The sequence below is a fragment of the Aeromicrobium alkaliterrae genome (assembly GCF_039529015.1).
GTDB lineage: Bacteria > Actinomycetota > Actinomycetes > Propionibacteriales > Nocardioidaceae > Aeromicrobium > Aeromicrobium alkaliterrae.
On the sequence record NZ_BAAAME010000004.1, the window covers coordinates 1,016,778 to 1,037,791 of the forward strand.

A 21,014-nucleotide genomic window follows, 5' to 3' on the forward strand; every position below is an offset into this window, starting at 1 on the left:
TTCCTGAAGTCACTGGCACGGGTGGGAGACGCCCGGGGGGACGCCGTCGGGGACGGGGTGGACGACCACGGCGCTGACGCGCGTGGTGCGGGGGGTGGGGCTGAGGAGCTGCATGTCGAGCCGGCGCTCGGTGCCCGGACCGACGCAGTAGAAGCGCCCGGAGATGACCCCGACGAGGCGGTCGTCCTCGTCGACCAGGAACGCCTGGCCCACGAGGTAGGGGCTCGGCGCTGCGACCACGTCGACGTCGACGCGCACGACCGTGTCGCCCGCAGGGTGGGTGATGGCGACGAGGCCGGTCGTGACCGGGGCCGGGTCGCCGGTCGCGGGCTCGGTCTCCGGCTCGAGGTAGGTGACGCGCACGTCGTCGACCTGCGTGACGGGGACGTCCAGGTCGGCGAACAGGCCGTACTCGCTGCCCGGCTGCAGGCCGATGACGCGACAGCACGTCGTGTTCTCGTCGCCCCTGACGCTGGCGAGCACGGCGCCGTCGGCTCCGACCGCCTCGATCAGGGTGCCCGCGTTGCGGACCACGAGGCCGGAGTCGTTCCGGATCACGACCGCGAGCTGCTGGTCGTGACCGCCCCACCTGACGACCTCCGGGCTCGCGGGGAGCTCGGTGTCGGACGTCGGCTGGGCCGACGGCGGGGGCGTCACGATCGGCGCGGGCACGATGCCCGAGTCGGGCGCGGAGCAGCCCGCCAGGACCAGGGCGAGCAGCACCAGAGCGGCAGCGGCTCGACCTGGCACCCGGCGGCACCGGCCACGAGGGTTGGGCGGGGTGGGGATCGACGGCGCTGTCATGCGCGCACCTCCTGGAAGGCGCCGGTCACGAGGTCGTGCTGGACGGCCTCGTGGCCGGCGACCATGCGGTCGGGATGGAATCGGTCGGCCACGAGCGCGGACGCGCGGGCAGCCAGGTCGTGGCGGGCGGCGGGATCGGCGAGCAGCTCGGTCAGCGCCGCACCCAGGGGGGCGACGGCGCCGGGCTCGACGAGCCGGACGGCGGAGCCGAGGGTCTCGACGACGCCACCGACGCGGGAGACCACGACGGGGACTCCGGCGCCCATGGCCTCGAGCAGGCTGATCGGCAACCCCTCCCAGTCCGTCGGCAGCACCAGGAGGTCGGCCGCCGCCAGCAGCACGTCGGCGTCGTCGCGGCTGCCGAGGAACTGGACCGAGCCGCTCGGACAGTCGCGCTCCGCGGCGGCCTGGACCGCCGCGCGGGTCGGGCCGTCGCCGGCCACGAGCAGCACGGGGGCCGGCTCGACGCCGCGATGGACGTCGGGCCAGGCGGCCACCAGCAGGTCGTGCCGCTTCTGGTCGACGAGTCGGGCCAGGCACAGCACCACGGGGGCGTCGTCCGGGACGCCGAGGGAGCGTCGCGCGTCCGCGCGGTCCGGCCGCGTCAGCGGCAGCACGGCGTTCTCCACGACCCGCACCCGCGCGGCGGGCACGCCGTGCGCGACCAGCTGCTCGGCCACGTGCGGCGAGACCGCGACGACCGCGTCGGCCACCCGCGTCAGCAGTCGTCCGGCCGTGCTCCAGGAGCCGTCGGGCACGCCGTGCACCGTGACGACGAGCGGGACCCGTCGGCCGACGGCGAGCCGCGCGACGACGGCGGCCTTGACGTTGTGCGCGTGCACGACGTCGGGGCGGGCAGCTCGCCGCTGGGCGCGCAGGGTCCGGACGGCCCGGAGGAGGTCGAGCGGTCGGCGCGAGGCCAGCGGCACCTCGAGGTGGGAGACCCCGTCGGCGACCAGACGATCGGCGCGGAAGCCACCGGCGCTGGCGAGCAGCACCTCGTGGCCGCGGGCGCGCTCGGCCTGCACGAGCGTCGCGGCGACGACCTCGGCCCCGCCGATGCCCATGACGGGCACGACGGTCCAGATCCGGCGGGTCGACGTCATGAGGCCACCCGCTCGTAGACCTCGACGAGCCGGTCGGCGCAGTGCCGCACGGTGAAGCCGTCGACCAGGCGAGCCCGGGCGCTGGCGCCCATCGTGAGGCGGGTCGCCGGATCGGCGTGCAGCGTGCTGAGGGCGTCCCGCAGCGCGTCGACGTCACCCGGCGCGACCAGGAGCCCGTCGGTCCCGTGGCGCACGACCTCCGGGATGCCGCCGACGCTGGACGCGACGACCGGGAGGCCGCTCGCCATCGCCTGGAGCACCGCGAGCGGGCACGCCTCGGCCCCCGAGGGCAGGGCCAGCACGTCGGCCCGCGCCAGCAGGGGTGCGGGGTCGTCGACGAAGCCCGCGAGCTCGACCCGGTCGGCGGTGCCGGCGCGTTCCACGGCCGCCTCGACGGCGGCGCGCTCGGGGCCGTCACCGATCAGCAGGAGACGGACGCCGGGCACCTGGGCCGCGGCGGCCACGAGGGCAGGCACCCGCTTGACGGGCTGCATGACGCCGAGCCACGCGACGGTCGTGACGTCGTCGGTCACGGCCCGGGTGGGGGTGCCGGCCGCGGCCCAGTCGGGAGCGACGCCGTTCGGGACCGCGACGACGCGGTCGGCGCGGATGCCGAGGTGGTCACGGGCGAACTCCGCGACGGCCTCGCAGGGCGTCACGACGAGGGAGCGCGGGGCGCGGGACAGCCAGCGCTCCCCGACCACGTTCGACACGTGCACGCGACGGTCGGCCGGGATCACGGCGTCGTTGCCACGGACCAGGTAGGCCATGGGGTCCGGCACGCCGTGCAGCGTGTAGACCGTGCCGGCGCCACGAGGCCGCGCGAGGGTGCGGCCGACGAGCCCAGCACGACGGTCCTGCGCGTGCAGCACGTCGGGAGCGATCGACCGGACGCGCGCAGCGACGTCGCGCGCACCCCGGAGGTCGCGCGTGCCGGCCATGTCGGCGACGTGGACCTGCACGCCGGCCGCCGCAGCGGCCGCGAGGTGCTGGCCGTCGGGCGACACGAGGTGGACGTCGTGGCCGAGCGCGGCCTGCTCGGCGGCGACGTCGACCGTGTGGTCGACGGGGCCGCCGCGGGTCTGGGTGACGAGGTGGGCGATGCGCATCGTCAGACCACCTGTCCGGACCGGCGGGCGGGCGCCTGCCAGCGGTCGAGCGACACGCCGAGCGCGATGAGCAGCCAGATCGGCAGGTAGTACTGCTCACTGAGGAACGTGGCGGCGACGAGGGTGCCGACCAGGGCGACGCACACCGCAGTGGCGAGGCCCGGGTCGGCGCCCCGCTCGGTGCTGGTGCGACCGCGCCAGGCGGCGACGGCACCCGTGCCGATGATCCCGAGGAACGCGGCCAGGCCCAGCAGGCCCAGCTCGCTCGAGACGTCGAGGTACATCTGGTGCACGACGTCCAGGTGCACGGGGTTCGAGCTGCGACCCAGGTCGTACGAGGCGAACTCGGTGCGGAACCCGCCCGGACCCGTGCCGAGGAACGGGTGGTCGACCGTCATCTCGGCGGCCAGGGTCCACGACGTGTAGCGGGACTCGACGTTGGCGTCGGCGACGAACTCCTTCTCGGCGACGCTGCGCTGCACGAGGTCGGGAGCCGAGACGACCACGACGCCCAGGGCGATCGCGACGGCGGCCACGCCGATGCCGACGTCCCGCCAGCGGACCAGGCCCAGCAGCAGCGCGACGACGAGCAGCGCGACGACGCCGAGGAGCGCTCCGCGCGAGAACGTCGCGACGATGCCGACCACGAGGACCACCACGGCGAGGGCGCCGAGCCAGCGCGGCCGGCCCCCCTCGCGCCACAGCAGGAGAGCGAACGGCAGGGCGCAGACGAGGTAGAACGCGAAGTCGTTCGCGTCGTCCATCGGGCCGTGCGCGCGTCCGCCGTCGATCAGGAAGATCACGAGACCCACGACGGCCGCCGCCGTGGAGGAGGCCAGGAAGACCATCGCGACGCGGCGAGCCGGCAGGGAGGTGCGCATCGTGTCGACCAGCACCACGAGCACCGCGAGGTAGGAGGCGTAGCGGCCCGCGACCTCGAAGCCCGCGGCGCCGTTGGGGTTCACGGTCGCCGAGGCGAGCACGACGGTCGCGAGGAGTCCGGCGCAGACCAGCGCGGGGTGGCGCAGCGCCACCGGCCGACGGTCGACCAGGATCCGCACGAGCCACGCCGCGAAGAGCAGGAGGCCGACCAGACGCACGCCGCCGGGCACGGCGGCACCGAGCAGGTCACCGAACGGCTCGACCGCGACGTAGCAGAGCACGGTCCACGGCAGGCGCACCATGAGCACGCCGACGACGAGCAGGCCGACGATGCCGGCCGCGGTCTGGGTCGGGGCAGCGACGAGGGCGATCGAGGCGACGGCCGTCACCACCGTGATGACGGTGATCGAGATCCGTCGGTGCAGGCGCGGACCCGTCAGCGGCTCGAGCCGCTGCGGCTCGAGCTCGGCCTCGGACTCGGCTCCGCGGTCGAGCATCGTGGTCTCGCGGAGCCACGGCGCCTCGAAGCGCTCGTCGGCGGAGGAGGTGCCGCTCGGGTCACGGGTCACCATCGCGGTGCCCGGTTCCGGCGGGTCCTCTCGACGAACCGCATCCAGGTGTACGCGCCGTCGAGCTGGCGCTGGAAGTCGTCAGCCCGGTCGAACGCGAACGAGCGCCGCAGGAGCAGCGGGTCCTGGGAGCGACCGTTGCGGCCACGCTCGGTCGTCACGGCGGCGAGGTAGCCGGCCCGCTCGACCTCGCCCCGGATCTGCGGCGTCACCCCGCCCATCGGGTAGGAGAACGACAGGACCGGCCGCTGGAGGAGGTCCTCCAGCTCGGCCTTGGAGCGGTGCACCTCGTCGGCGGCGTCCGCGGGGCGCAGGCCCGGCAGCCACCGGTGCGTCACGGTGTGCGCGCCGATGTCGAGCCCCTCGTCGGCCGCGTCGCGCAGGTCCGCCGCCGTCACGAGCCGGGTCAGCTCCGCGTCGGCCGCGTGGGCGTGGTCCCAGGGGAACCGGCTGACCTCGTCGAGGTATCCGCTGACCGCGTACAGGGTCGCCGGGAGGCCGCGTCGCTGCAGCTCGGGCCACGCCTGCTCGACGATGCTCGCGTAGCCGTCGTCGAAGGTCAGCACGACCGAGCGCGACGGCAGCGTGCCGTCGGCCTGGCGGCGCACGGCCTCCAGGAGCGGCAGCACCGTGGCGCCCCAGTCCTGGATCGCGTCGAGGTGACGGCGCAGGTCGTCGAACGACGTGGTCAGGCCGCCGTCGGGCACGTCGCCGATGCGGTGCCAGCCGAGCATCGTGAGCCCGCGGACGGGCGAGACGGCGCGGGCGGCGGGACTCACGATCTGTCCGGCGATCCGGGCGGTGGTCTTCATGGCTGACTCCTGAGTTCGGTGACGAGCGAGACGAAGCGGCGGCGCGAGGTCCACAGCGGGAGGGCGTAGGCGGCGACCATCAGGACGCCGACGAGGAGCAGGCCGGGCACCGAGACGACCGACCAGGGCAGCAGCGCGTGGGCGACCAGGGCCGTGGCGGTCATGGCGGCGGCGCCGAGCAGCACCGGTCGCAGGATCACGAGGATCCGGACGACGTCGATCCCGTCGATGCGGCGGCGCACGACGAACCCGGCGACGACCGCGGAGAGCAGGACCGCCACGAGCTGCGAGACCGCCACGAGCTCGACACCCCGACCGGTCAGGGTCACGAGCAGGCCCGTGAGGAGAGCGAGGTGCAGCAGGTTGAGCAGCAGGCCGTCGCGGGTGCGGGAGACGGCGTTGAGCGCCGTGATCAGCAGGTGCAGGCCCGTCAGGGCGAGGCCGTAGAGCGCGAGCCAGCGCAGGACCGGCACGCCGGGCGCCCACTGCTCGCCCAGCAGGGTCAGCTGGGGGGCGAGCAGCAGCATGCCGAGGTGGAGCGGGATCGCGATGACCGAGAGGGCCACGAGGACCTGTCCGACGGCGCGCCCGACCGCGGCGCCCTCCAGACGGCACAGGAACGCGAAGGCGGCCCCGGCGACGACCATGCCGACGACCAGGAACGGCATGTAGGCGAGGCGGAACGCCATCGAGTACACGCCGAGCGCGTCGGCACCCAGCTGGTGCGCGACGATCACGTAGTCGACGTTGAGCATCAGCAGCTGCACGATGTTGGCGCCCGCGAGGCTGCCGCCGTACGCGACGAGGCCGCTGACGTCGGACCGGCGCCAGCCGGGGACGACGGGGGGTCGCATCGCCCAGCACAGCAGCATCACCAGCACGGCCTGGACCAGCTGGCCGATCACCAGGGAGTGGACGCCGAGGCCCGAGGCGGCGAGCACGACCGACACCGTCGCGCCGACGATCGCCGAGATGATGTCGGGGAAGACGCGCCGCTTGAAGGCGAGGTCGCGGCGCAGGAGCTCCTGGCTCACGCCGGCCACGCTGAGGAACGGCAGGCAGAGCATCAGGCCACGGATCACCGACGCGCCGTCAGGGCCCGTGTTGAGCACGGAGGCCAGCGGGGGCGCGACGAACCAGACGGCGGTCGTCAGCACGAGCGAGGAGCCCAGCGCGACCGAGAGCGCGCTGCGAGCCGCACGGTCGACGTCGCCGCGCCAGTAGACGAGCGCGGTGCTGCTCCCGAGGTCGGTGATCGCGGACGTCACGTTCAGGACCAGGGCACCGATCGCGAGCACACCGAGCGCGCTCGGCGCCAGGATCGCGGCGAGGATCAGCAGGACCAGGGTCTGCGAGGCCTTGACGACGCCCGCGCCCAGGCCGAGCCAGCCGGCGCCCTTGGCCGCCTCGGCGAGCACGGGCTCGCNNNNCCGACGTCGGCACCCGCCGGCTGCACCGGGGTGTACTCCGACGTCGGCTCGGTCCGCGGGTCCTCCGCGGGACTCATCCGTCGCTCCCGGCACGGCGCAGGGCGCCGCCGTCGATCAGGCCGATGCCCGCCGACCGACCGGCCGTCACCAGCGAGACCGCCGGCGCACCGCCGAGCGCGCGGTCGTAGGCCCGCAGCAGGTGCTGGTTCTGCGCCTCGGCCGAGTGACGACCGGCCAGCGCCAGCGAGGCGTCGCGAGCCGCCGACCAGGCCGGCTCGTCGGCGAGGGCCTCGAGACGGGCGGCGAGGGCGGCGACGCCCCGCGACAGCCCGGGCAGCGCGAGGCTGTCGAGCGCCGGCTCCGAACGGATCGCGAGGGGCAGACCGAGGGTCGCCGCCTCCAGGATGCTGATGGGGGCAGCCTCCCAGGCGGCGGTGTGCACGTAGATCTGCGCGCCGGCGAGCCGGTCGAGCACCTCGGACCGGTCGATCCAGCCCGACACGTCGATCCCGATGTCGTCGAGCTCGCGCTCGCCCTCGGGGTCGCCGTCGCCGAGCCACTCCCACGTCGCGTCGAGGCCGATCTGGTCGTCCACGAAGCGCTTGAGATGGACCATGTAGCGCCAGTCCTTCTGCGCGGCGACGCGACCGACGGTCACGATCCGCAGGGGCGTCCGGAACTCCGCGCGGACCGACGGCACGAGGGTCGCCCGGTTCGGCACGTATGCGAGCGACTGGTGACCGAGGTCGGCCGCCAGGTCCATCTCGTACGGTGCCACCGCGAGGAACAGGTCCGTGCGCGAGGCCAGCGCCCGCTCGACCGTGCGGAACGCACGCCGGGCGAGCCCACTGACGTCACGGCGCTCGAAGGCGAAGCAGTGCGGGCTGTAGACGACGCCCGGACGATCGAGTCCCGCCATCCGCACGACGACGCCGGCGACGGACGAGTGCGCGTGGACCACGTCGGGAAAGGTCTCCCGCACCAGGGCGCGCAGCTCGGCGACCGCCACCAGCGGGTTGCCCGACATCGGGTGGACGCTGGCGAAGTGCCGGGCCGTGTCGATGCCCACGTCGTGCTGCTCACGGGGGCGTGCGAACAGGTGGTGGTCGATCTCAGGGGTGGCCTCGACCATCGCGGTCACGGCGGAGGTCACTCCTCCCCCGAGCGCTTCGGAGACGTGCAGGACGCGCATGGGACGTCCTGCTCCTCAGGGGTATCCCGGGTCGCGGAAGAGCGACCCGAGGGGGCGTCCGGCGGGCGGCGGGGGCAGGGTGCCCGCGCGCGGGGTCTGCGGCTCGTCGTCGTCGGTGTCGGTGTCGTCCGTGGCGGGCTCCTCGGCCGGGGCGGCAGCCTCGGTCTCGGCCTCGACGGCGACCTCGTCGGCGACCGGCTCGTCGTCGGGCTTCTCGTCGGCGGCGTCCTGGGCGGGGGCCCGGACGGGGACGGGGAGACCGATCAGCTCGAGGTCGTCGTCGACGAGACCCGAGCGGGACCAGCTCTCCGGGTCGACCGCGATGGGCGCCTGCTGCGCCGCGGCGGCGCGACCTGCCTCGGCCTGGTCGACGACCTCCTGCAGCGCCTGCAGGTGACCGTTCATGGACTCGACGAACGAGGCCATCGTGGTCGCGAACTCCTGCATCGTGCCGTGCGCGGCGTTGACGACGTCGGTCGTGCGGTTCAGCGCCTCGGCGGCATCCGCACGGTGGCGCTCCGCGTCACGGGTGCCGAGCGCGGCGGCGCGGGCGACGTAGGTCTCGGCCGAGACCCGGGCCTCCTCCATCGCGGTCGCGTGGGCGGCCTCGCGGATCTCCTCGGCCTCGCGGTGCGCGGCGTCGGCGAGGTCGGACACGACGGTCGCGATCGACTCGCGCTGGCCCGTGGCCCAGCGCTGGATCTCGGCCATCGCCTCGGCGGCGTGCGACTGCGCCTCACCCGTCAGACGAGCCGCGATCTGGCGCGCCTCGTCGATGATCGCCGCACCGGCGGTCGAGGCGCGCTCGCGCTCCTCGGTCGCCAGCGACAGCAGGCGCTGGGCCTCCTGGCGGGCGCTGCTCGTCGCGGTGAGGGCGTCGGAGTGCTGCTGCACCTCGTCGGTCACGCGGCGCAGGGCGCCTCCGCCGGACTCGCTCGCGGACCGAGCGACCTCGTCCAGGCGGCGCAGGAGGGTGTCGATGTCGACGTCCTCGCTCGACTGGCGGGCTCGCGATCGAGCCGCGCGGGGGGCGACGGGTGCCGGCTCCTCGGCCTCGGTGGCCGCGGGCTGCTCGGACCCGGTCGTGACGACCTGGTCCTCGGCGGTCTCGGCGTCCGCGGGGGGCTCGGTGGTCGAGCCCTCCGCCGGCGTCTCGTCGGTGGGGGTGTCGTGACCGGAGTCGTCGACGGGTCCGGCCGTCAGGCCGTCAGCGTGGGTGGCTCGCGACTCGTCATCGTCGGCGAGGTCGTTCTTGTCGCGCTTGAACATGCCCCTCTAGTGCAGGCAGCACGCGATCTGATCCACTCCGGTCGAAAGTTTCTCGAACTTTTTCCGCCGACTCGCGTCATCGGCCCGTTTCTCCCTGGAATGGCAGGGATCGGCGGACTCGATCGGAGATCGGTCAGGCGTCCGGCGCGGCGCGGCGCGACGCCATCGCGCCGCGCAGGCCGCGGTACGCGGCGCCCGCACGGCGCCGCAGCAGCCCGACCAGGAGGCCCGCAGCCAGCAGCGCACGGGCCGGCAGGCCGTGGGCGACCCGCAGCCGGAGCAGCTGGCGCTCGTCGGCCACGAAGGACCGCTTGTACGCCTCGTCGCCCCGGAGGAAGTCGATCTCGCCGAAGCCGTCAGCGGCCGCGTCCATGATCGCCTCGACGTCGAGCACCGTGCCGATGTGGTTGTACGCGACGTCGTCGACGACCCGGGCGGTCTGGTAGACGCACAGGCGGCCGCCGACCGCGAACAGCACCAGCACGGCGCCGGTGACGCCGTCCTTCTCGCCGACGTAGACGCGCACCTCGCCCGCGGCGGTGCCGAGCTCGACGGCGCGCAGGATGCGCGGCAGCTCGCGGGCCAGCTCGACCCGGTCGTCGCGCACCCGGTGGAGCGCGGCGAACGCCTCCATCGCGGCCGGGATCTCGGCGTCGGGGAGACGGCGGTGGACGACCTGTCCGTTGTCGAGGCGGCGCCGGTACTTGCGGCTGCTCTTCGCGAAGCTCTTGGACCGAGCGGCGAGGTAGGCCTCCGGGTCGGCCGTGAGCTTCTCGTAGGGGGCGACGTCGACCACGTCGACGCGGCCCTCGGGCGCGACCGCGATGATCGCCAGGGCGTCCTCGCGCAGCCCGTCGAGGTCGAGCACCCGGGTGCCGGGGCGACGCCACCAGCCGCGCAGCGCGGCGGTGACCTCGGCGATGCGGTCGGGGTGGGCGACGACGTCGAGGTGGTCGGGGCAGAGCTTCCCGCCGCCCTGCACGGTGTAGCGGTCGACGCCGAGCACGCGCTGGCGCCGCAGCGCCCAGCCGCCGACGAGGGCCTCGCCGTCGAGCACCAGGACGAAGTGGTCCTCGGGCGTCGCGACGCCCTCGATCCACCACGAGGTCAGGAACGGGGTCGTGAGGGGCATGGTGGCGGCCAGGGCGTCCCAGGCCGCGGCCCGGTCGCCGAGGGTCGGGACCTCGAGGAGGCGCAGGGGGCTCGTCATCGGCCCAGCACCTCGTGGCGGCGCGCGGCCCAGCGCAGCGCGGCGTCGATCCCGTCGGCCAGGCCCAGCTGGGCCTTCCAGCCCAGCAGGTCGGTGGCCCGGTCGACGTTGGCGAAGGCACCGATCGCGTCACCCGGTCGAGGCGCCGCCTCGCGCACCGGGACGCGCGACCCGTGCACGGACTCGAATGTCGAGACGAGCTCGCGCACCGTCACGCCGGCGCCGGTGCCGAGGTTGATCACGACACTGGGCTGCTCGTCGGTGACGACGTCGTCGAACCGCTCCACGGCGCGGACGTGCGCCTCGGCGAGGTCCCACACGTGCACGAAGTCGCGCACCCCGGTGCCGTCGCGCGTGGGCAGGTCGGTGCCGGTGATCGTGAAGGCGTCCAGCTCACCGCGGGCCGCCATCACGAGGCGGCCCATGACGTGCGTCGGAGCCGGCAGGTAGACGCCCGACTCGAGCTCGGGGTCGGCGCCGATCGGGTTGAAGTAGCGCAGGACCACGGCGCGCAACCCGCTCGCGGCGGCGAGGTCGGCGAGGACCTCCTCCATCATCCGCTTGCTGCGGGCGTACGGCGACGTCGGTGCGAGCGGGCTCTGCTCGTCGACCTCGAAGGTCGCGGTGGGCGCGTAGACCGACGCCGAGGACGAGAACACGACGCGGTTCAGGCCCAGCGCGGCGAGCTCGTCGAACAGCTCGAGCGAGGCCGAGACGTTGGCGCGGTAGTACGCGGCCGGCTCGGCGATCGACTCCGGGACGACGATGCGCGCGGCCATGTGGATCACGGCACCCAGGTCGGGGTGCTCGGCGACGATGCGCCGCAGGAGGGCCCGGTCGGCGACGTCGCCCTCGTAGAACGCTCGCCCGCGGACGAACGCCCGGGGCCCGCTGCGCAGCGAGTCGAGCACGACGGGGACGTGCCCGGCGCGCTCGAGTGCCTTCGCGGTGGTCGAGCCGATGTAGCCCGCACCCCCCGTGACCAGAACCTTCATGCCGGGAAACCTGGCACGCCGAACAGCCGCGCACATCGTCCGGAATCTCACGTGCTCCCGACGGATCAAACCGCCCCCGGACCGACACCGCGCGCGGAGGTGGAGGTCGCTCGCAGCGCCTCCCAGGAGCAGCGGTCCCGCTCCGCGAGACGCCAGAATCCCACGCCTCGGGACGACGGAGCTCGGGGGCTTACGGCTGCTGGAGCGACCGCGGTCCCCCGACCTTCGTCGACGCACGACAAAGGTCACGGGGTCGAGGTTGCCCGGACGACCACTAGTCCCTGACCTCCGTCGTCCGCGCGCGCTAGCGTGACGGCATGACCTGGACGACCGACGACATCGGTGACCTCTCCGGCACGCGCGCGCTGATCACGGGCGTGACCGGCGGCCTGGGCGGCGAGATCGCCCGTGAGCTCGCCCGGCACGGCGCCTCGCTCGTCGTGACGGCGCGCGACGCCGCGAAGGCCGAGACCACCGTGGCCGCCCTCCGCAGCGAGGTGCCCGGCGTGCAGGTCGACGTCGTCGAGCTCGACCTGGCCGACCTCGGCTCGGTCGCGCGAGCCGCCGACGACGTGCTCGCCCGCTGGGACCGCATCGACCTCGCGATCAACAACGCCGGCATCATGATCCCGCCGTTCCGCGAGACGGTCGACGGCTTCGAGCTGCAGATCGCGACCAACCACCTCGGCCACTTCGCGTGGAACGCCCGCCTCTGGCCCGTGCTCCGCGACTCCTCGGCACGCGTGGTCGCGGTGTCCTCGGTCGCCCACACGACGGTGCACGGCATCGACCTGCGCTCGCTGACGCCCGAGGGCTCGCCGCGCCGCTACAAGCGGTGGCAGTCGTACGGCGAGTCCAAGCTCGCGAACCTCGTGTTCTCCCAGGAGCTGCACCGGCGCGTCACCGCGGCCGGGCTCGACGTCACGAGCGTCGCCGCTCACCCCGGCGTCGCCTCGACCGAGCTGACCAAGACGGGATTCAGCGTCGGCGGCGGAGGCCCGATCGGCTTCCTGATGCACCAGGGCACCCACCTCGTCGCCCAGTCGGCCCGCGCCGGCTCGCTGCCGGTCCTGCAGGCCGCGACCGACCCCGGCCTCACCGGCGGCGAGTACCTGGGACCGCGCGGATTCCGTGGGATGCGCGGCAAGCCCGGACCCGCGTCCATGACCCGGTCGGCGCGCGATCCGGAGCTCGCGCGACTCCTGTGGGAGACCTCCGAACGCGCCGCCGGGGCCGACTTCACGATCGCGTGATCCCGCTCGCCCCGGGCCGGCTCGAGATGCGCCGAGGGCCGAGTTGACATAACGTGGAGTGCAATGAGCCAGAATCTCAGCACGAACACCACGTCCACCCCGACCCTGGAGCCGACGCTGCCCGACACGAGCGGCCCCTACGTCCGCCCCCTCGAGGCCGCCGACTTCGACGCCGTGATCGAGATCAACCAGGGCGCCCTGGAGGGCGTCGGCCCGCTCGACCGCGAGTCGCTGGCCGCCCTCGTGGCTGAGGCCGACGACGCGCTGGTCCTGGACGACGACGGCGCGATCGCCGGCTTCGTCATCACGCTGCCCCCGGGCGCCGACTACGACTCCAGCCGCTACCGCTGGTTCGAGGACCGACTGAAGGACTACGTCTACCTCGACCGCATCGTGACGGCCTCCACGCACCGCCGCCAGGGCGTCGCCTCCCGTCTGTACGACGCGATCGAGGGCGACCTGCCGATCGGCCTGGAGATCTACGAGACCAACGACGGATCGATCGCGTTCCACACGGGCCGCGGTTACCGGGAGGTGGGCCGCCTCGAGCACGAGGGCAAGGTCAACCTCATGATGCTGCGCACTCGCTGACGCAGCAGCCCCCCTACGTCGCCGCGGTACCCGTCTCCGGGACCGCGGCGACGTGTCTGCGGGTGCGGCGCCGGGCGCGCCAGATGTTCGCCAGGCCCAGCGCCCACAGCACGTACTGGGCCGACATCGCCCAGCGGAAGGCCTCCGCCGTGTAGTCGGACCCGGTCGGCGTCCGCCAGTCGAGCACCAGGCCGATCGCCACGACCAGGATCAGGCTCGCGTAGAAGCCGCCCTGGTTGATGATGCCGATCGCCGCGCCGAGGCGCGCGTCGGGATTGAACTCGCGCCCGTACTCGAAGCCGATGACCGAGGCCGGTCCCCCGATGCCGACGACCACGACGAGCATCACGAGCAGCCAGGTCGGGGCGTCGCCGGGCCAGACCAGCACGGCGGTCCACGCGGCGGCGATCGTCAGCACGATGCCCATGACGAGGTCCGAGCGGTGGTACGGCCGCCAGCTCGTGACCATCGCCAGCAGGGGTCCCGCGATCACGAGCGAGATCGTCAGCAGCGTCAGCAGGACGCCGGCCTCGTGCGGGCTGCGTCCCTCGCCCCGCACGAAGAACGGGAAGCCCCACAGCAGGGCCAGCGTCGTGGCGCTGAACTGCGTCGTGAAGTGGGTCCAGAAGCCGAGCCGCGTGCCGGGGTGGCTCCACGAGTCGCCCAGGTCGCGCCGGACCGACGCGAGCGAGATCGCGGGCCCGCGCCGACGCCAGGCCCCGGGCTCGTCGCGGATCACGACGGCGGCCATCACGGTCACGACGAGGCCCAGGCCAGCGGCGGCGAGGTAGGTCGTGGTCCAGCCGAGGTTCATGAACGCCCACGTCATCGGCAGCGCCGCCAGCACGGTGCCGACCTGGCCCGTCGCTCCGGTCAGCTGGGTGACGAGCGGGACCCGCCGCGCCGGGAACCAGGTCGCGATGAGGCGCAGGACGCACGTGAACGTCATCGCGTCGCCCGCGCCGACGAGGACCCGGGCACCGAGAGCTCCGGCGTACGAGTCGATGAACGCGAAGCTGAGCTGCCCGACGGTCATGACGACGGCGCCGATCAGCAGGAGCCGGCGCGGGCCGAAGCGGTCGAGCGCGAGGCCCACCGGGATCTGCATCCCGGCGTACACGATGAGCTGCACCGTCGTGAACGTCGCGAGCTGGGCCGCCGAGATGCCGAAGCGGTCGGCTGCCTCGAGTCCCGCGACCGCGAGCGACGACCGGTGGAAGACCGCCAGCAGGTAGGCGCTGAGCGCGACGCCCCAGATGACCAGGGCCGACCCCTGTCGATCCCGCGTCAGCCTCACCCACCCATCCTAGGTCCCCCAGATGTGCGCACTTCTTCGGCCGCCCGGCCACGAAACAGCCGAGGAAGTGCGCAGATCTGGTGGGGTCAGACGGTCAGGGCGAGGGCCGGGTCGTGGAGGAGGTCGGCGACGTCGCGCAGGAAGCGTGAGCCCTGCTCGCCGTCGACGGCGCGGTGGTCGAAGCTCAGCGCCAGCGTCGTGACCCAGCGCGGGACGACCTGGTCGTGCTCGTCGACCCAGGGCTTGCGGGTGATCGCCCCGACGGCCAGGATCCCGGTCTGTCCCGGGGGCAGGATCGGTGTGCCCGCGTCGATGCCGAACACCCCGATGTTGGTCACCGTGAACGTGCCGCCCGCCATCTGCGCGGGCTGCAGCCGGCCGCTGCGAGCGATCGCGACGAGCTCGGCGACCTGCTCCACGAGGCCGCGCAGGTCGAGGGTCTCGGCCTGCGGCACGACCGGCACGACGAGGCCACGGTCGGTCGCCGCGGCGACGCCCAGGCCGACGTGCTCGGGGATCGTGAGCGCGTCGTCGCCCCAGGAGGCGTGCAGCTCCGGGGTGCGACGCAGCGCGAGGCACACCGAGCGCAGCACGAGGTGCAGCGACGAGACGGGCACGTCGCGCCAGGCTCGGTCCGACCGCAGCCGGTCGACCAGCTCGACGGTGCGGGAGACGTCGACCTCGACCCACTCGGTCACGTGCGGCGCGGTGAACGCCGAGCTGACCATCGCGGCGGCGGTGACACGCCGGACCGCGGAGTGCGGCACCGTGCGACCACCCGCAGCGGGAGCCGCGGCCACCGGGTCCGGGGCCGCCTCGTGCGCGCGGACGAACGACTCCAGGTCGCGGCGCGTCACGACGCCGTCGCACGGGACGCGGGCCAGGTCGACCCCGAGGCGACGCGCGAGCAGACGCACCGGCGGGGCGGCGCGCGGACGATCGGGCACGAGCGCGGGGGCCGGCTCGTCCAGCACGGCCGTCGCTCCAGCCGGTGCCGCAGCCGCGGCGACGGGGCGCCGCCGACGACGTCCGCCGGAGGTCTCGTCCTTCGGGCCGTACCCGACCAGCATCTCGGGCGCGGCGTCGCCCGCCGGGGCGTCGGCCGGGGCGTCCGTCACCGACGCGTCGACGATCGTCACGATCGGCGTGCCGACCGGCACCGTGAGTCCCGGCTCGACGAGCAGCTCGGTGACGGTGCCCGCGAACGGGCTCGGCAGCTCGACGACCGACTTGGCCGTCTCGATGTCGACCAGCACGTCGTTGACGGCGACGACGTCACCGACCGCGACGTGCCAGGTCACGATCTCGGCCTCGGTCAGGCCCTCGCCCACGTCCGGGAGCTTGAAGTGCGCCATCAGAGCGTCCCCTCCTCGTCGCCCGCGGTGAAGGTCGCGTCGACGGCGTCGAGGATGCGGTCGACGTCCGGCAGGAACTCCTCCTCCACCCGGCTCGGCGGGTACGGCATGTCGTAGCCCGTGACCCGTCCGACGGGCGCCTCGAGGTGGAAGAAGCAGCGCTCGCCGATGCGCGCCGCCACCTCGGCGCCGATGCCGAGCGTCCGCTGGGCCTCGTGCACCACGACGACCCGACCCGTGCGGCGCACCGACGCGACCACCGGGTCCAGGTCGAGCGGCGAGAGCGTGCGGAGGTCGACGACCTCGATCTCGCGCCCCTCGGCCGCCGCGGTCTCGGCCGCCGCCAGGCACGTCGCGACCATCGGACCGTACGTCACGAGGGTCGCGTCCGCGCCCTCACGGCGCACGACCGACGACCACGCCGGGGTGGCGACGTCGCCGACCTCGCTGGACTCCCAGTACCGGCGCTTCGGCTCCATCAGGACGACCGGGTCGTCGGAGGCGACGGCCTGCTGCACCATCCAGAAGGCGTCGTGCGCCGTGGCCGGGGTCAGCACCTTGAGCCCGGGCGTCATGACGAACTGCGCCTCGGGGCTCTCCGAGTGGTGCTCGATCGCCCCGATGCCACCGCCGTAGGGGATGCGGATGACGATCGGCATCGACAGGGCGCCTCCGGAGCGGAAGTGCAGCCGGGCGACCTGGTTCACGATCTGGTCATAGGCCGGGTAGACGAAGCCGTCGAACTGGATCTCGACGACGGGACGGTAGCCGCGCATCGCGAGCCCCACCGCGGTGCCCATGATCGCCGACTCCGCGAGGGGGGTGTCGATCACGCGGGCCGGACCGAAGTCCTTCTGCAGGCCGTCGGTGACGCGGAAGACGCCGCCGAGCCGACCGATGTCCTCGCCCATCAGCACGACCTGTGGGTCGGACTCCAGGGCTGCGCGCAGGCCGGCGTTGAGCGCCGACGCAATGTTCATCCGGGCCATCAGACGACCTCCTCGGCGCCGAGAGCGCGCCAGGCGACCGCGGCGTCCCGCTGCTCCACCAGCTCGGGGGTGGTCTCGGCGTGCACGAGGTCGAACAGCGCCGCGAGGTCCGGCTCCGGCAGGGTGCGGCAGGCGGCGCGCAGCCGCTCGCCGAGCGCGTCGGCCTCCGCGTCGAGCTCGGCGAGCTCGCGCTCGAACGTGCCGATCGAGTCCAGCAGCGCGCGGACCCGGCTGATCGGGTCGCGCTTCTCCCAGTACTCGGTCTCCTCGCCGGCGCGGTAGCGCGACGGGTCGTCGGAGGTCGTGTGCGCGCCTCGGCGGTAGGTGACGGCCTCGATCACGGTGGGCCCGCGGCCGTCACGGGCGCGCTGCATCGCCGCCTCCATGACGGCCTGGCAGGCCAGCACGTCGTTGCCGTCGACCCGCACGCCGGGGATGCCGAAGCCGTCCGCACGGCGCACGAGCGGCACGTTCGACAACCGGCTCGTGACGGTCGAGATCGCGTACTGGTTGTTCTCGATGACGAACACGACGGGCAGCGAGAACGCCGCCGCCCACGAGAGCGCCTCGAGCGTGTCGCCCTGGGCCGTCGCACCGTCGCCGAGGTAGACAGCGACGGCTGCGTCGCGGGAGGGGTCGCCGTGGCCGACGGCGTCGTCCATCACGATCCCCATCGCGTAGCCCGACGCGTGCAGGCACTGGGCGCCGATGATGATCGACGGCAGCGCGGTGCGGTGCTCGTGCGGGTCCCAGCCGCCCAGGTCGGTGCCGCGGTACAGGCCCAGCAGCTTCTCCGGCGGCACGCCCCGCACCCACGCGACGCCGTGGTCGCGGTACGTCGGGAAGGCCATGTCCTGGGAGCGCACGGCGTGCGCGGTGCCGACCTGCGCAGCCTCCTGGCCCAGGCACGGCGGCCACAGGCCGAGCTCGCCGTGGCGCTGCAGCGCGTAGCCCTCGGTGTCGATGCGCCGCGTCAGGACCATGTCGCGGTGCAGCGCGAGCAGGTCGGCGTCGGTGCCGGACCAGCTGGCCTCGGGATGGTGGACCCGCTCGCCCTGGGGCGTCAGCAGGCGGACGAGGTCGGACTCATCGGGTGCGGTGGGCAGGGACGGGTGCATGGGATCCCCCAACGTCGGCCGCCCCCGGGGTTGCCGGTCACGGTGTCGGTGGTTCGCCGCCGTGACCGGGTGAGGTCGGGCGACGTGACCTAAGTCCCACTCACGCTAAGGGAGGAAGCCGACTTCCGGAAGGGGTGAAACCAGCTTGCAACACGAAGGTCATCCACCGGGCGCGGTCCGGCCGCCTCGCGGCCAGGCGCGGCTCAGGCGGGGTCGCGCAGCGCCTCGATCACGAGGTCGTTGGCCGAGGGGTCGCCGATCGTGACGCGCACGCCCTCGCCGGCGAAGGGTCGCACCGACACGGGCTCGCAGCGCGCCGCGACCGCCAGCGCCTGCTCGCCGACGGGCAGCCAGACGAAGTTGGCCTCGGAGACCGGGACCTGCCAGCCCGCGGCCCGCAGTGCGGCGGCGACCCGGTCGCGCTCGGCCACCACGGTCTCGACCCGGCGGCGCATCGCGTCGGTCTCGCCCAGCGACGCGATCGCGGCGACCTGGGCGACGTCGGTGACGCCGAAGGGCACCGCGACGCGCACCGACTCGACGACGTCGCGGTTCCCGATGCCGTAGCCGACCCGCAGGCCGGCGAGCCCGTGCGCCTTCGAGAACGTGCGAAGCACCAGCACGTTGGGGTGCGTGCGCAGCGCGGCCAGGCCGGAGGCCGCCAGCGGATCGCGCACGAACTCGACGTAGGCCTCGTCGACCACCACGAGCACGTGCGACGGCACGCCCGCCAGGATCCGGTCGAGCTCGGCACTCGTGAGGACCGGGCCGGTCGGGTTGTTCGGGGTGCAGACCAGCACGACCTTGGTGCGCTCGGTGACGGCCGCGAGCATCGCGTCGACGTCGTGCGTCGCGTCGGCCCGCAGCGGGACGGGCACCGCGGTGGCGCCGCTGACCGCGATCGCGAGCGGGTACGCCTCGAACGAGCGCCACGGCAGGACGACCTCGTCGCCAGGGCCGGCGAACGCCGCGATCGCGCGGTAGAGCACGTCGACCGAACCGGTGCCCGCTGCGAGCTGGTCCGTCTCGACCTCGAACGTCTCGGCCAGCGCCTCGTAGAGCGCCGTGCACCCGGCGTCGGGGTAGCGGTTCATGCGCCCGAGCAGCTGGGTGGCCGCAGCCAGGACGCCCGGCAGCGGCGCGAACGGCAGCTCGTTGCTCGACAGCTTGAGCTCGTCACTCACCGCCGGCCGGCCGGGCCGGTACGCAGGGACGGCGGCGATCGCGGGCCGGGGCACGGGAGTCGTCATGGGCTCGAGCCTAGGCCGGGGGCCCGATCGGGCCTTGCGGCCGGGCCAACTGCTCACTAGCGTCCGATCCCATGACGACCTCGCTCACGACCACCCCCTCGACGGCGCAGAAGCTCGGCGCCGAGGCGCTCGGCACGTTCTGGCTCGTGCTCGGCGGGTGCGGCACGGCGATCTTCGCCGGCGACCAGGTCGGGTACCTCGGTGTCGCGCTGGCGTTCGGGCTCACGGTCGTCACGGGCGCCTACGCGTTCGGCCCGGTCTCGGGCGGCCACTTCAACCCGGCCGTCACGGTGGGCCTGGCGGTCGCCCGTCGCTTCGCGTGGAAGGACGTCCCGGGGTACGCGGCGATCCAGGTCGTCGGCGCGAGCGCGGCAGGCGGCGTGCTCTACCTCATCGCGCGCGGCGCCGACGGCTTCTCCGCCGAGGGGGCCTTCGCGACCAACGGCTACGGCGACCGGTCGCCCGGCGGCTACGACCTCGCCTCGGTGCTGATCGCCGAGACCCTGCTGACGGCGGTCTTCCTGTTCATCATCCTCGGCGCGTCGGCCAAGCGTGCCGCCGTCGGCTTCAGCGGCCTGACGATTGGTCTCGGCCTGACCCTGATCCACCTCGTGAGCATCCCGATCAGCAACACCTCGGTGAACCCGGCCCGCTCGCTCGGCGTCGCGTGGTTCGCCGGCGGCGACGTCCTGGCCCAGCAGTGGGCCTTCGTCGTGGCTCCCCTGGTGGGGGCGGCGATCGCCGGAGCGGTGCACCACCTGATCCTCGGCCGCGACTGACGGTCACGATAGGGGGCGTGAGCACCTCCACCCGACCCCTCCTCGGGTACGCCTTCGTCCTGTCCGCGGCCGTCCTCTTCGCGGTCAACGCCGGGGTCTCCCGCATCCCGCTGCGCTCGGGCACGGACATCGAGACGTTCACCGCGGTCCGGGTCACCGGCGCGCTGCTCGTGATCGTGCTGATCGCGGCTCTCACCGAGCGCACCGCCTTCCGGCTGCCGCGCGGCCGTCAGGTGCCCCTCGTGATCGGGCTCGGTCTCGTCGGCGTCGCGGGGCTGCAGGGCTTCTACAACGTCGCGATCGACCGGCTCCCGCTCAGCATCGCGCTGCTCGTGGAGTACCTCGGCCCCGTGTGGGTCGTGCTGTGGGTCCGTTTCGCCCGCCGCGAACCGGTGCAGCCGCGCATGTGGCCCGCGCTCGGGCTGGCGCTGGTCGGCCTCGCGCTCGTCGGGCAGATCTGGTCGGGCGTCACGGTCGACGGGATCGGGCTGCTCGCCGCGTTCGCGGCCGGCCTGTGCTTCGCGGCGTACTTCCTGCTCGGCGAGCGGGACACCGGCGGCATGACGCCCCTCGCGGTGATCCTGTGGGCGTTCCTCGTGGCGACGCTCGTGCTCAACGTGGTCCAGCCGTTCTGGACCGCCGACCAGCTCGGCGCCTCGGCCTCGGTGCTCGGTCGCCTGGACCACCTCAGCGTGCCCGCCTGGGTCGCGATGACGTCAGTCGTGGTGCTCGGCACGACCGCGCCGTTCTTCCTCCTGCTGCTGGCGCTGCGCCACCTGCCAGCGATGACCGTCAGCGTCGTCGCGATGCTGGAGCCGGCCGGCGCGGTCGTCGTCGGCTGGCTGTGGTTCGCCGAGAGCCTCACCCCCGTGCAGGTCGGAGGCGTGCTGCTGGTCCTGGTCGGGATCGTCCTGGCCCAGACCTCCCGCCGCGTCCCGGCCGACTCCCTCCCCCCGACCCCGGTCTAGCCCGAAGCACCCCGGCCGGGAGGATTCCCGGTGCTG

19 protein-coding genes are annotated in these 21,014 nt (G+C 73.9%); 4 read left to right on the plus strand and 15 right to left on the minus strand.

What is annotated here, in order from left to right; genetic code table 11:
• Nucleotides 1–9 precede the first annotated feature (9 nt).
• The 10 genes from ABD127_RS13030 to galE all read right to left on the minus strand — a co-directional run bounded on the left by ABD127_RS13030 (nt 10) and on the right by galE (nt 11,378).
• Nucleotides 10–804: a hypothetical protein gene (locus ABD127_RS13030; RefSeq protein ID WP_344202254.1), complete on the minus strand. Its 795-nt coding sequence runs from the start codon at nt 802–804 to the stop codon at nt 10–12.
• The gene (locus tag ABD127_RS13035) at nt 801–1,910 is read right to left on the minus strand and encodes a glycosyltransferase (RefSeq protein WP_344202256.1); all 1,110 of its coding nucleotides are present in this window, start codon (nt 1,908–1,910) and stop codon (nt 801–803) included. The genes ABD127_RS13030 and ABD127_RS13035 overlap by 4 nt, the downstream gene beginning before the upstream one ends.
• Nucleotides 1,907–3,019, minus strand: a complete 1,113-nt coding sequence (locus tag ABD127_RS13040; RefSeq protein WP_344202258.1) for a glycosyltransferase family 4 protein — start codon at nt 3,017–3,019, stop codon at nt 1,907–1,909. Before ABD127_RS13040 ends, ABD127_RS13035 begins: the two co-directional genes overlap by 4 nt.
• 2 nt (nt 3,020–3,021) lie before the next feature.
• Nucleotides 3,022–4,473 (minus strand): O-antigen ligase family protein, encoded by a 1,452-nt coding sequence (locus tag ABD127_RS13045; RefSeq protein WP_344202261.1) that lies wholly within the window; start codon nt 4,471–4,473, stop codon nt 3,022–3,024.
• A complete protein-coding gene (locus ABD127_RS13050) occupies nt 4,467–5,282 on the minus strand; it encodes a polysaccharide deacetylase family protein (RefSeq protein WP_344202263.1) in 816 nt (271 codons plus the stop codon). Before ABD127_RS13050 ends, ABD127_RS13045 begins: the two co-directional genes overlap by 7 nt.
• Entirely contained in the window at nt 5,279–6,700 is a 1,422-nt protein-coding gene (locus ABD127_RS13055; RefSeq protein ID WP_344202266.1) for an oligosaccharide flippase family protein, read from the minus strand. Before ABD127_RS13055 ends, ABD127_RS13050 begins: the two co-directional genes overlap by 4 nt.
• Before the next feature lie 85 nt (nt 6,701–6,785).
• Nucleotides 6,786–7,904, minus strand: a complete 1,119-nt coding sequence (locus ABD127_RS13060; protein WP_344202268.1) for a glycosyltransferase — start codon at nt 7,902–7,904, stop codon at nt 6,786–6,788.
• A 15-nt stretch (nt 7,905–7,919) separates the two neighbouring features.
• Nucleotides 7,920–9,173, minus strand: coding sequence for a hypothetical protein (locus tag ABD127_RS13065; protein WP_344202271.1), 1,254 nt, complete (start codon nt 9,171–9,173; stop codon nt 7,920–7,922).
• Nucleotides 9,174–9,306: 133 nt separating this feature from the next.
• Nucleotides 9,307–10,383 (minus strand): GNAT family N-acetyltransferase, encoded by a 1,077-nt coding sequence (locus ABD127_RS13070; protein WP_344202273.1) that lies wholly within the window; start codon nt 10,381–10,383, stop codon nt 9,307–9,309.
• Nucleotides 10,380–11,378: a UDP-glucose 4-epimerase GalE gene (gene galE / locus ABD127_RS13075; protein WP_344202276.1), complete on the minus strand. Its 999-nt coding sequence runs from the start codon at nt 11,376–11,378 to the stop codon at nt 10,380–10,382. The genes ABD127_RS13070 and galE overlap by 4 nt, the downstream gene beginning before the upstream one ends.
• A 317-nt stretch (nt 11,379–11,695) precedes the next feature.
• Here galE and ABD127_RS13080 point away from each other — a divergent pair, with 317 nt between their 5' ends.
• Together ABD127_RS13080 and ABD127_RS13085 are read left to right on the plus strand one after the other, a co-directional pair.
• Nucleotides 11,696–12,631, plus strand: coding sequence for an oxidoreductase (locus ABD127_RS13080; protein WP_344202279.1), 936 nt, complete (start codon nt 11,696–11,698; stop codon nt 12,629–12,631).
• A 63-nt stretch (nt 12,632–12,694) separates the two neighbouring features.
• The gene (locus ABD127_RS13085; RefSeq protein WP_344202282.1) at nt 12,695–13,222 is read left to right on the plus strand and encodes a GNAT family N-acetyltransferase; all 528 of its coding nucleotides are present in this window, start codon (nt 12,695–12,697) and stop codon (nt 13,220–13,222) included.
• Nucleotides 13,223–13,235: 13 nt separating this feature from the next.
• Here ABD127_RS13085 and ABD127_RS13090 read toward each other — a convergent pair whose 3' ends face one another.
• From ABD127_RS13090 to ABD127_RS13110, 5 genes are all read right to left on the minus strand, one after another.
• On the minus strand, nt 13,236–14,519 hold the full coding sequence (locus ABD127_RS13090; protein ID WP_344202285.1) for an MFS transporter: 1,284 nt from the start codon (nt 14,517–14,519) through the stop codon (nt 13,236–13,238).
• Nucleotides 14,520–14,605: 86 nt separating this feature from the next.
• On the minus strand, nt 14,606–15,874 hold the full coding sequence (locus ABD127_RS13095; RefSeq protein WP_344202288.1) for a dihydrolipoamide acetyltransferase family protein: 1,269 nt from the start codon (nt 15,872–15,874) through the stop codon (nt 14,606–14,608).
• Nucleotides 15,874–16,863, minus strand: a complete 990-nt coding sequence (locus ABD127_RS13100; protein ID WP_344202290.1) for an alpha-ketoacid dehydrogenase subunit beta — start codon at nt 16,861–16,863, stop codon at nt 15,874–15,876. The genes ABD127_RS13095 and ABD127_RS13100 overlap by 1 nt, the downstream gene beginning before the upstream one ends.
• A complete protein-coding gene (locus ABD127_RS13105; protein WP_344202293.1) occupies nt 16,863–17,981 on the minus strand; it encodes a thiamine pyrophosphate-dependent dehydrogenase E1 component subunit alpha in 1,119 nt (372 codons plus the stop codon). The genes ABD127_RS13100 and ABD127_RS13105 overlap by 1 nt, the downstream gene beginning before the upstream one ends.
• A gap of 203 nt (nt 17,982–18,184) precedes the next feature.
• Nucleotides 18,185–19,231, minus strand: a complete 1,047-nt coding sequence (locus ABD127_RS13110; protein WP_344202296.1) for a histidinol-phosphate transaminase — start codon at nt 19,229–19,231, stop codon at nt 18,185–18,187.
• 71 nt (nt 19,232–19,302) lie between these two features.
• Between ABD127_RS13110 and aqpZ the strand changes: the two genes are divergently transcribed.
• Nucleotides 19,303–20,010: an aquaporin Z gene (aqpZ, locus tag ABD127_RS13115; protein WP_344202298.1), complete on the plus strand. Its 708-nt coding sequence runs from the start codon at nt 19,303–19,305 to the stop codon at nt 20,008–20,010.
• A gap of 17 nt (nt 20,011–20,027) precedes the next feature.
• On the plus strand, nt 20,028–20,978 hold the full coding sequence (locus ABD127_RS13120) for an EamA family transporter (protein WP_344202301.1): 951 nt from the start codon (nt 20,028–20,030) through the stop codon (nt 20,976–20,978).
• Nucleotides 20,979–21,014 lie beyond the last annotated feature (36 nt).

Excerpts from the sequence above, each read along its gene's own strand:
- ABD127_RS13030 (WP_344202254.1), bottom strand. The coding sequence starts at position 804 with ATGACAGCGCCGTCGATCCCCACCCCGCCCAACCCTCGTGGCCGGTGC.
- ABD127_RS13035 (WP_344202256.1), bottom strand. The coding sequence starts at position 1,910 with ATGACGTCGACCCGCCGGATCTGGACCGTCGTGCCCGTCATGGGCATC.
- ABD127_RS13040 (WP_344202258.1), bottom strand. The coding sequence starts at position 3,019 with ATGCGCATCGCCCACCTCGTCACCCAGACCCGCGGCGGCCCCGTCGAC.
- ABD127_RS13045 (WP_344202261.1), bottom strand. The coding sequence starts at position 4,473 with ATGGTGACCCGTGACCCGAGCGGCACCTCCTCCGCCGACGAGCGCTTC.
- ABD127_RS13050 (WP_344202263.1), bottom strand. The coding sequence starts at position 5,282 with ATGAAGACCACCGCCCGGATCGCCGGACAGATCGTGAGTCCCGCCGCC.
- ABD127_RS13060 (WP_344202268.1), bottom strand. The coding sequence starts at position 7,904 with ATGCGCGTCCTGCACGTCTCCGAAGCGCTCGGGGGAGGAGTGACCTCC.
- ABD127_RS13065 (WP_344202271.1), bottom strand. The coding sequence starts at position 9,173 with ATGTTCAAGCGCGACAAGAACGACCTCGCCGACGATGACGAGTCGCGA.
- ABD127_RS13070 (WP_344202273.1), bottom strand. The coding sequence starts at position 10,383 with ATGACGAGCCCCCTGCGCCTCCTCGAGGTCCCGACCCTCGGCGACCGG.
- galE (WP_344202276.1), bottom strand. The coding sequence starts at position 11,378 with ATGAAGGTTCTGGTCACGGGGGGTGCGGGCTACATCGGCTCGACCACC.
- ABD127_RS13080 (WP_344202279.1), top strand. The coding sequence starts at position 11,696 with ATGACCTGGACGACCGACGACATCGGTGACCTCTCCGGCACGCGCGCG.
- ABD127_RS13085 (WP_344202282.1), top strand. The coding sequence starts at position 12,695 with ATGAGCCAGAATCTCAGCACGAACACCACGTCCACCCCGACCCTGGAG.
- ABD127_RS13095 (WP_344202288.1), bottom strand. The coding sequence starts at position 15,874 with ATGGCGCACTTCAAGCTCCCGGACGTGGGCGAGGGCCTGACCGAGGCC.
- ABD127_RS13100 (WP_344202290.1), bottom strand. The coding sequence starts at position 16,863 with ATGGCCCGGATGAACATTGCGTCGGCGCTCAACGCCGGCCTGCGCGCA.
- ABD127_RS13105 (WP_344202293.1), bottom strand. The coding sequence starts at position 17,981 with ATGCACCCGTCCCTGCCCACCGCACCCGATGAGTCCGACCTCGTCCGC.
- ABD127_RS13110 (WP_344202296.1), bottom strand. The coding sequence starts at position 19,231 with ATGACGACTCCCGTGCCCCGGCCCGCGATCGCCGCCGTCCCTGCGTAC.
- aqpZ (WP_344202298.1), top strand. The coding sequence starts at position 19,303 with ATGACGACCTCGCTCACGACCACCCCCTCGACGGCGCAGAAGCTCGGC.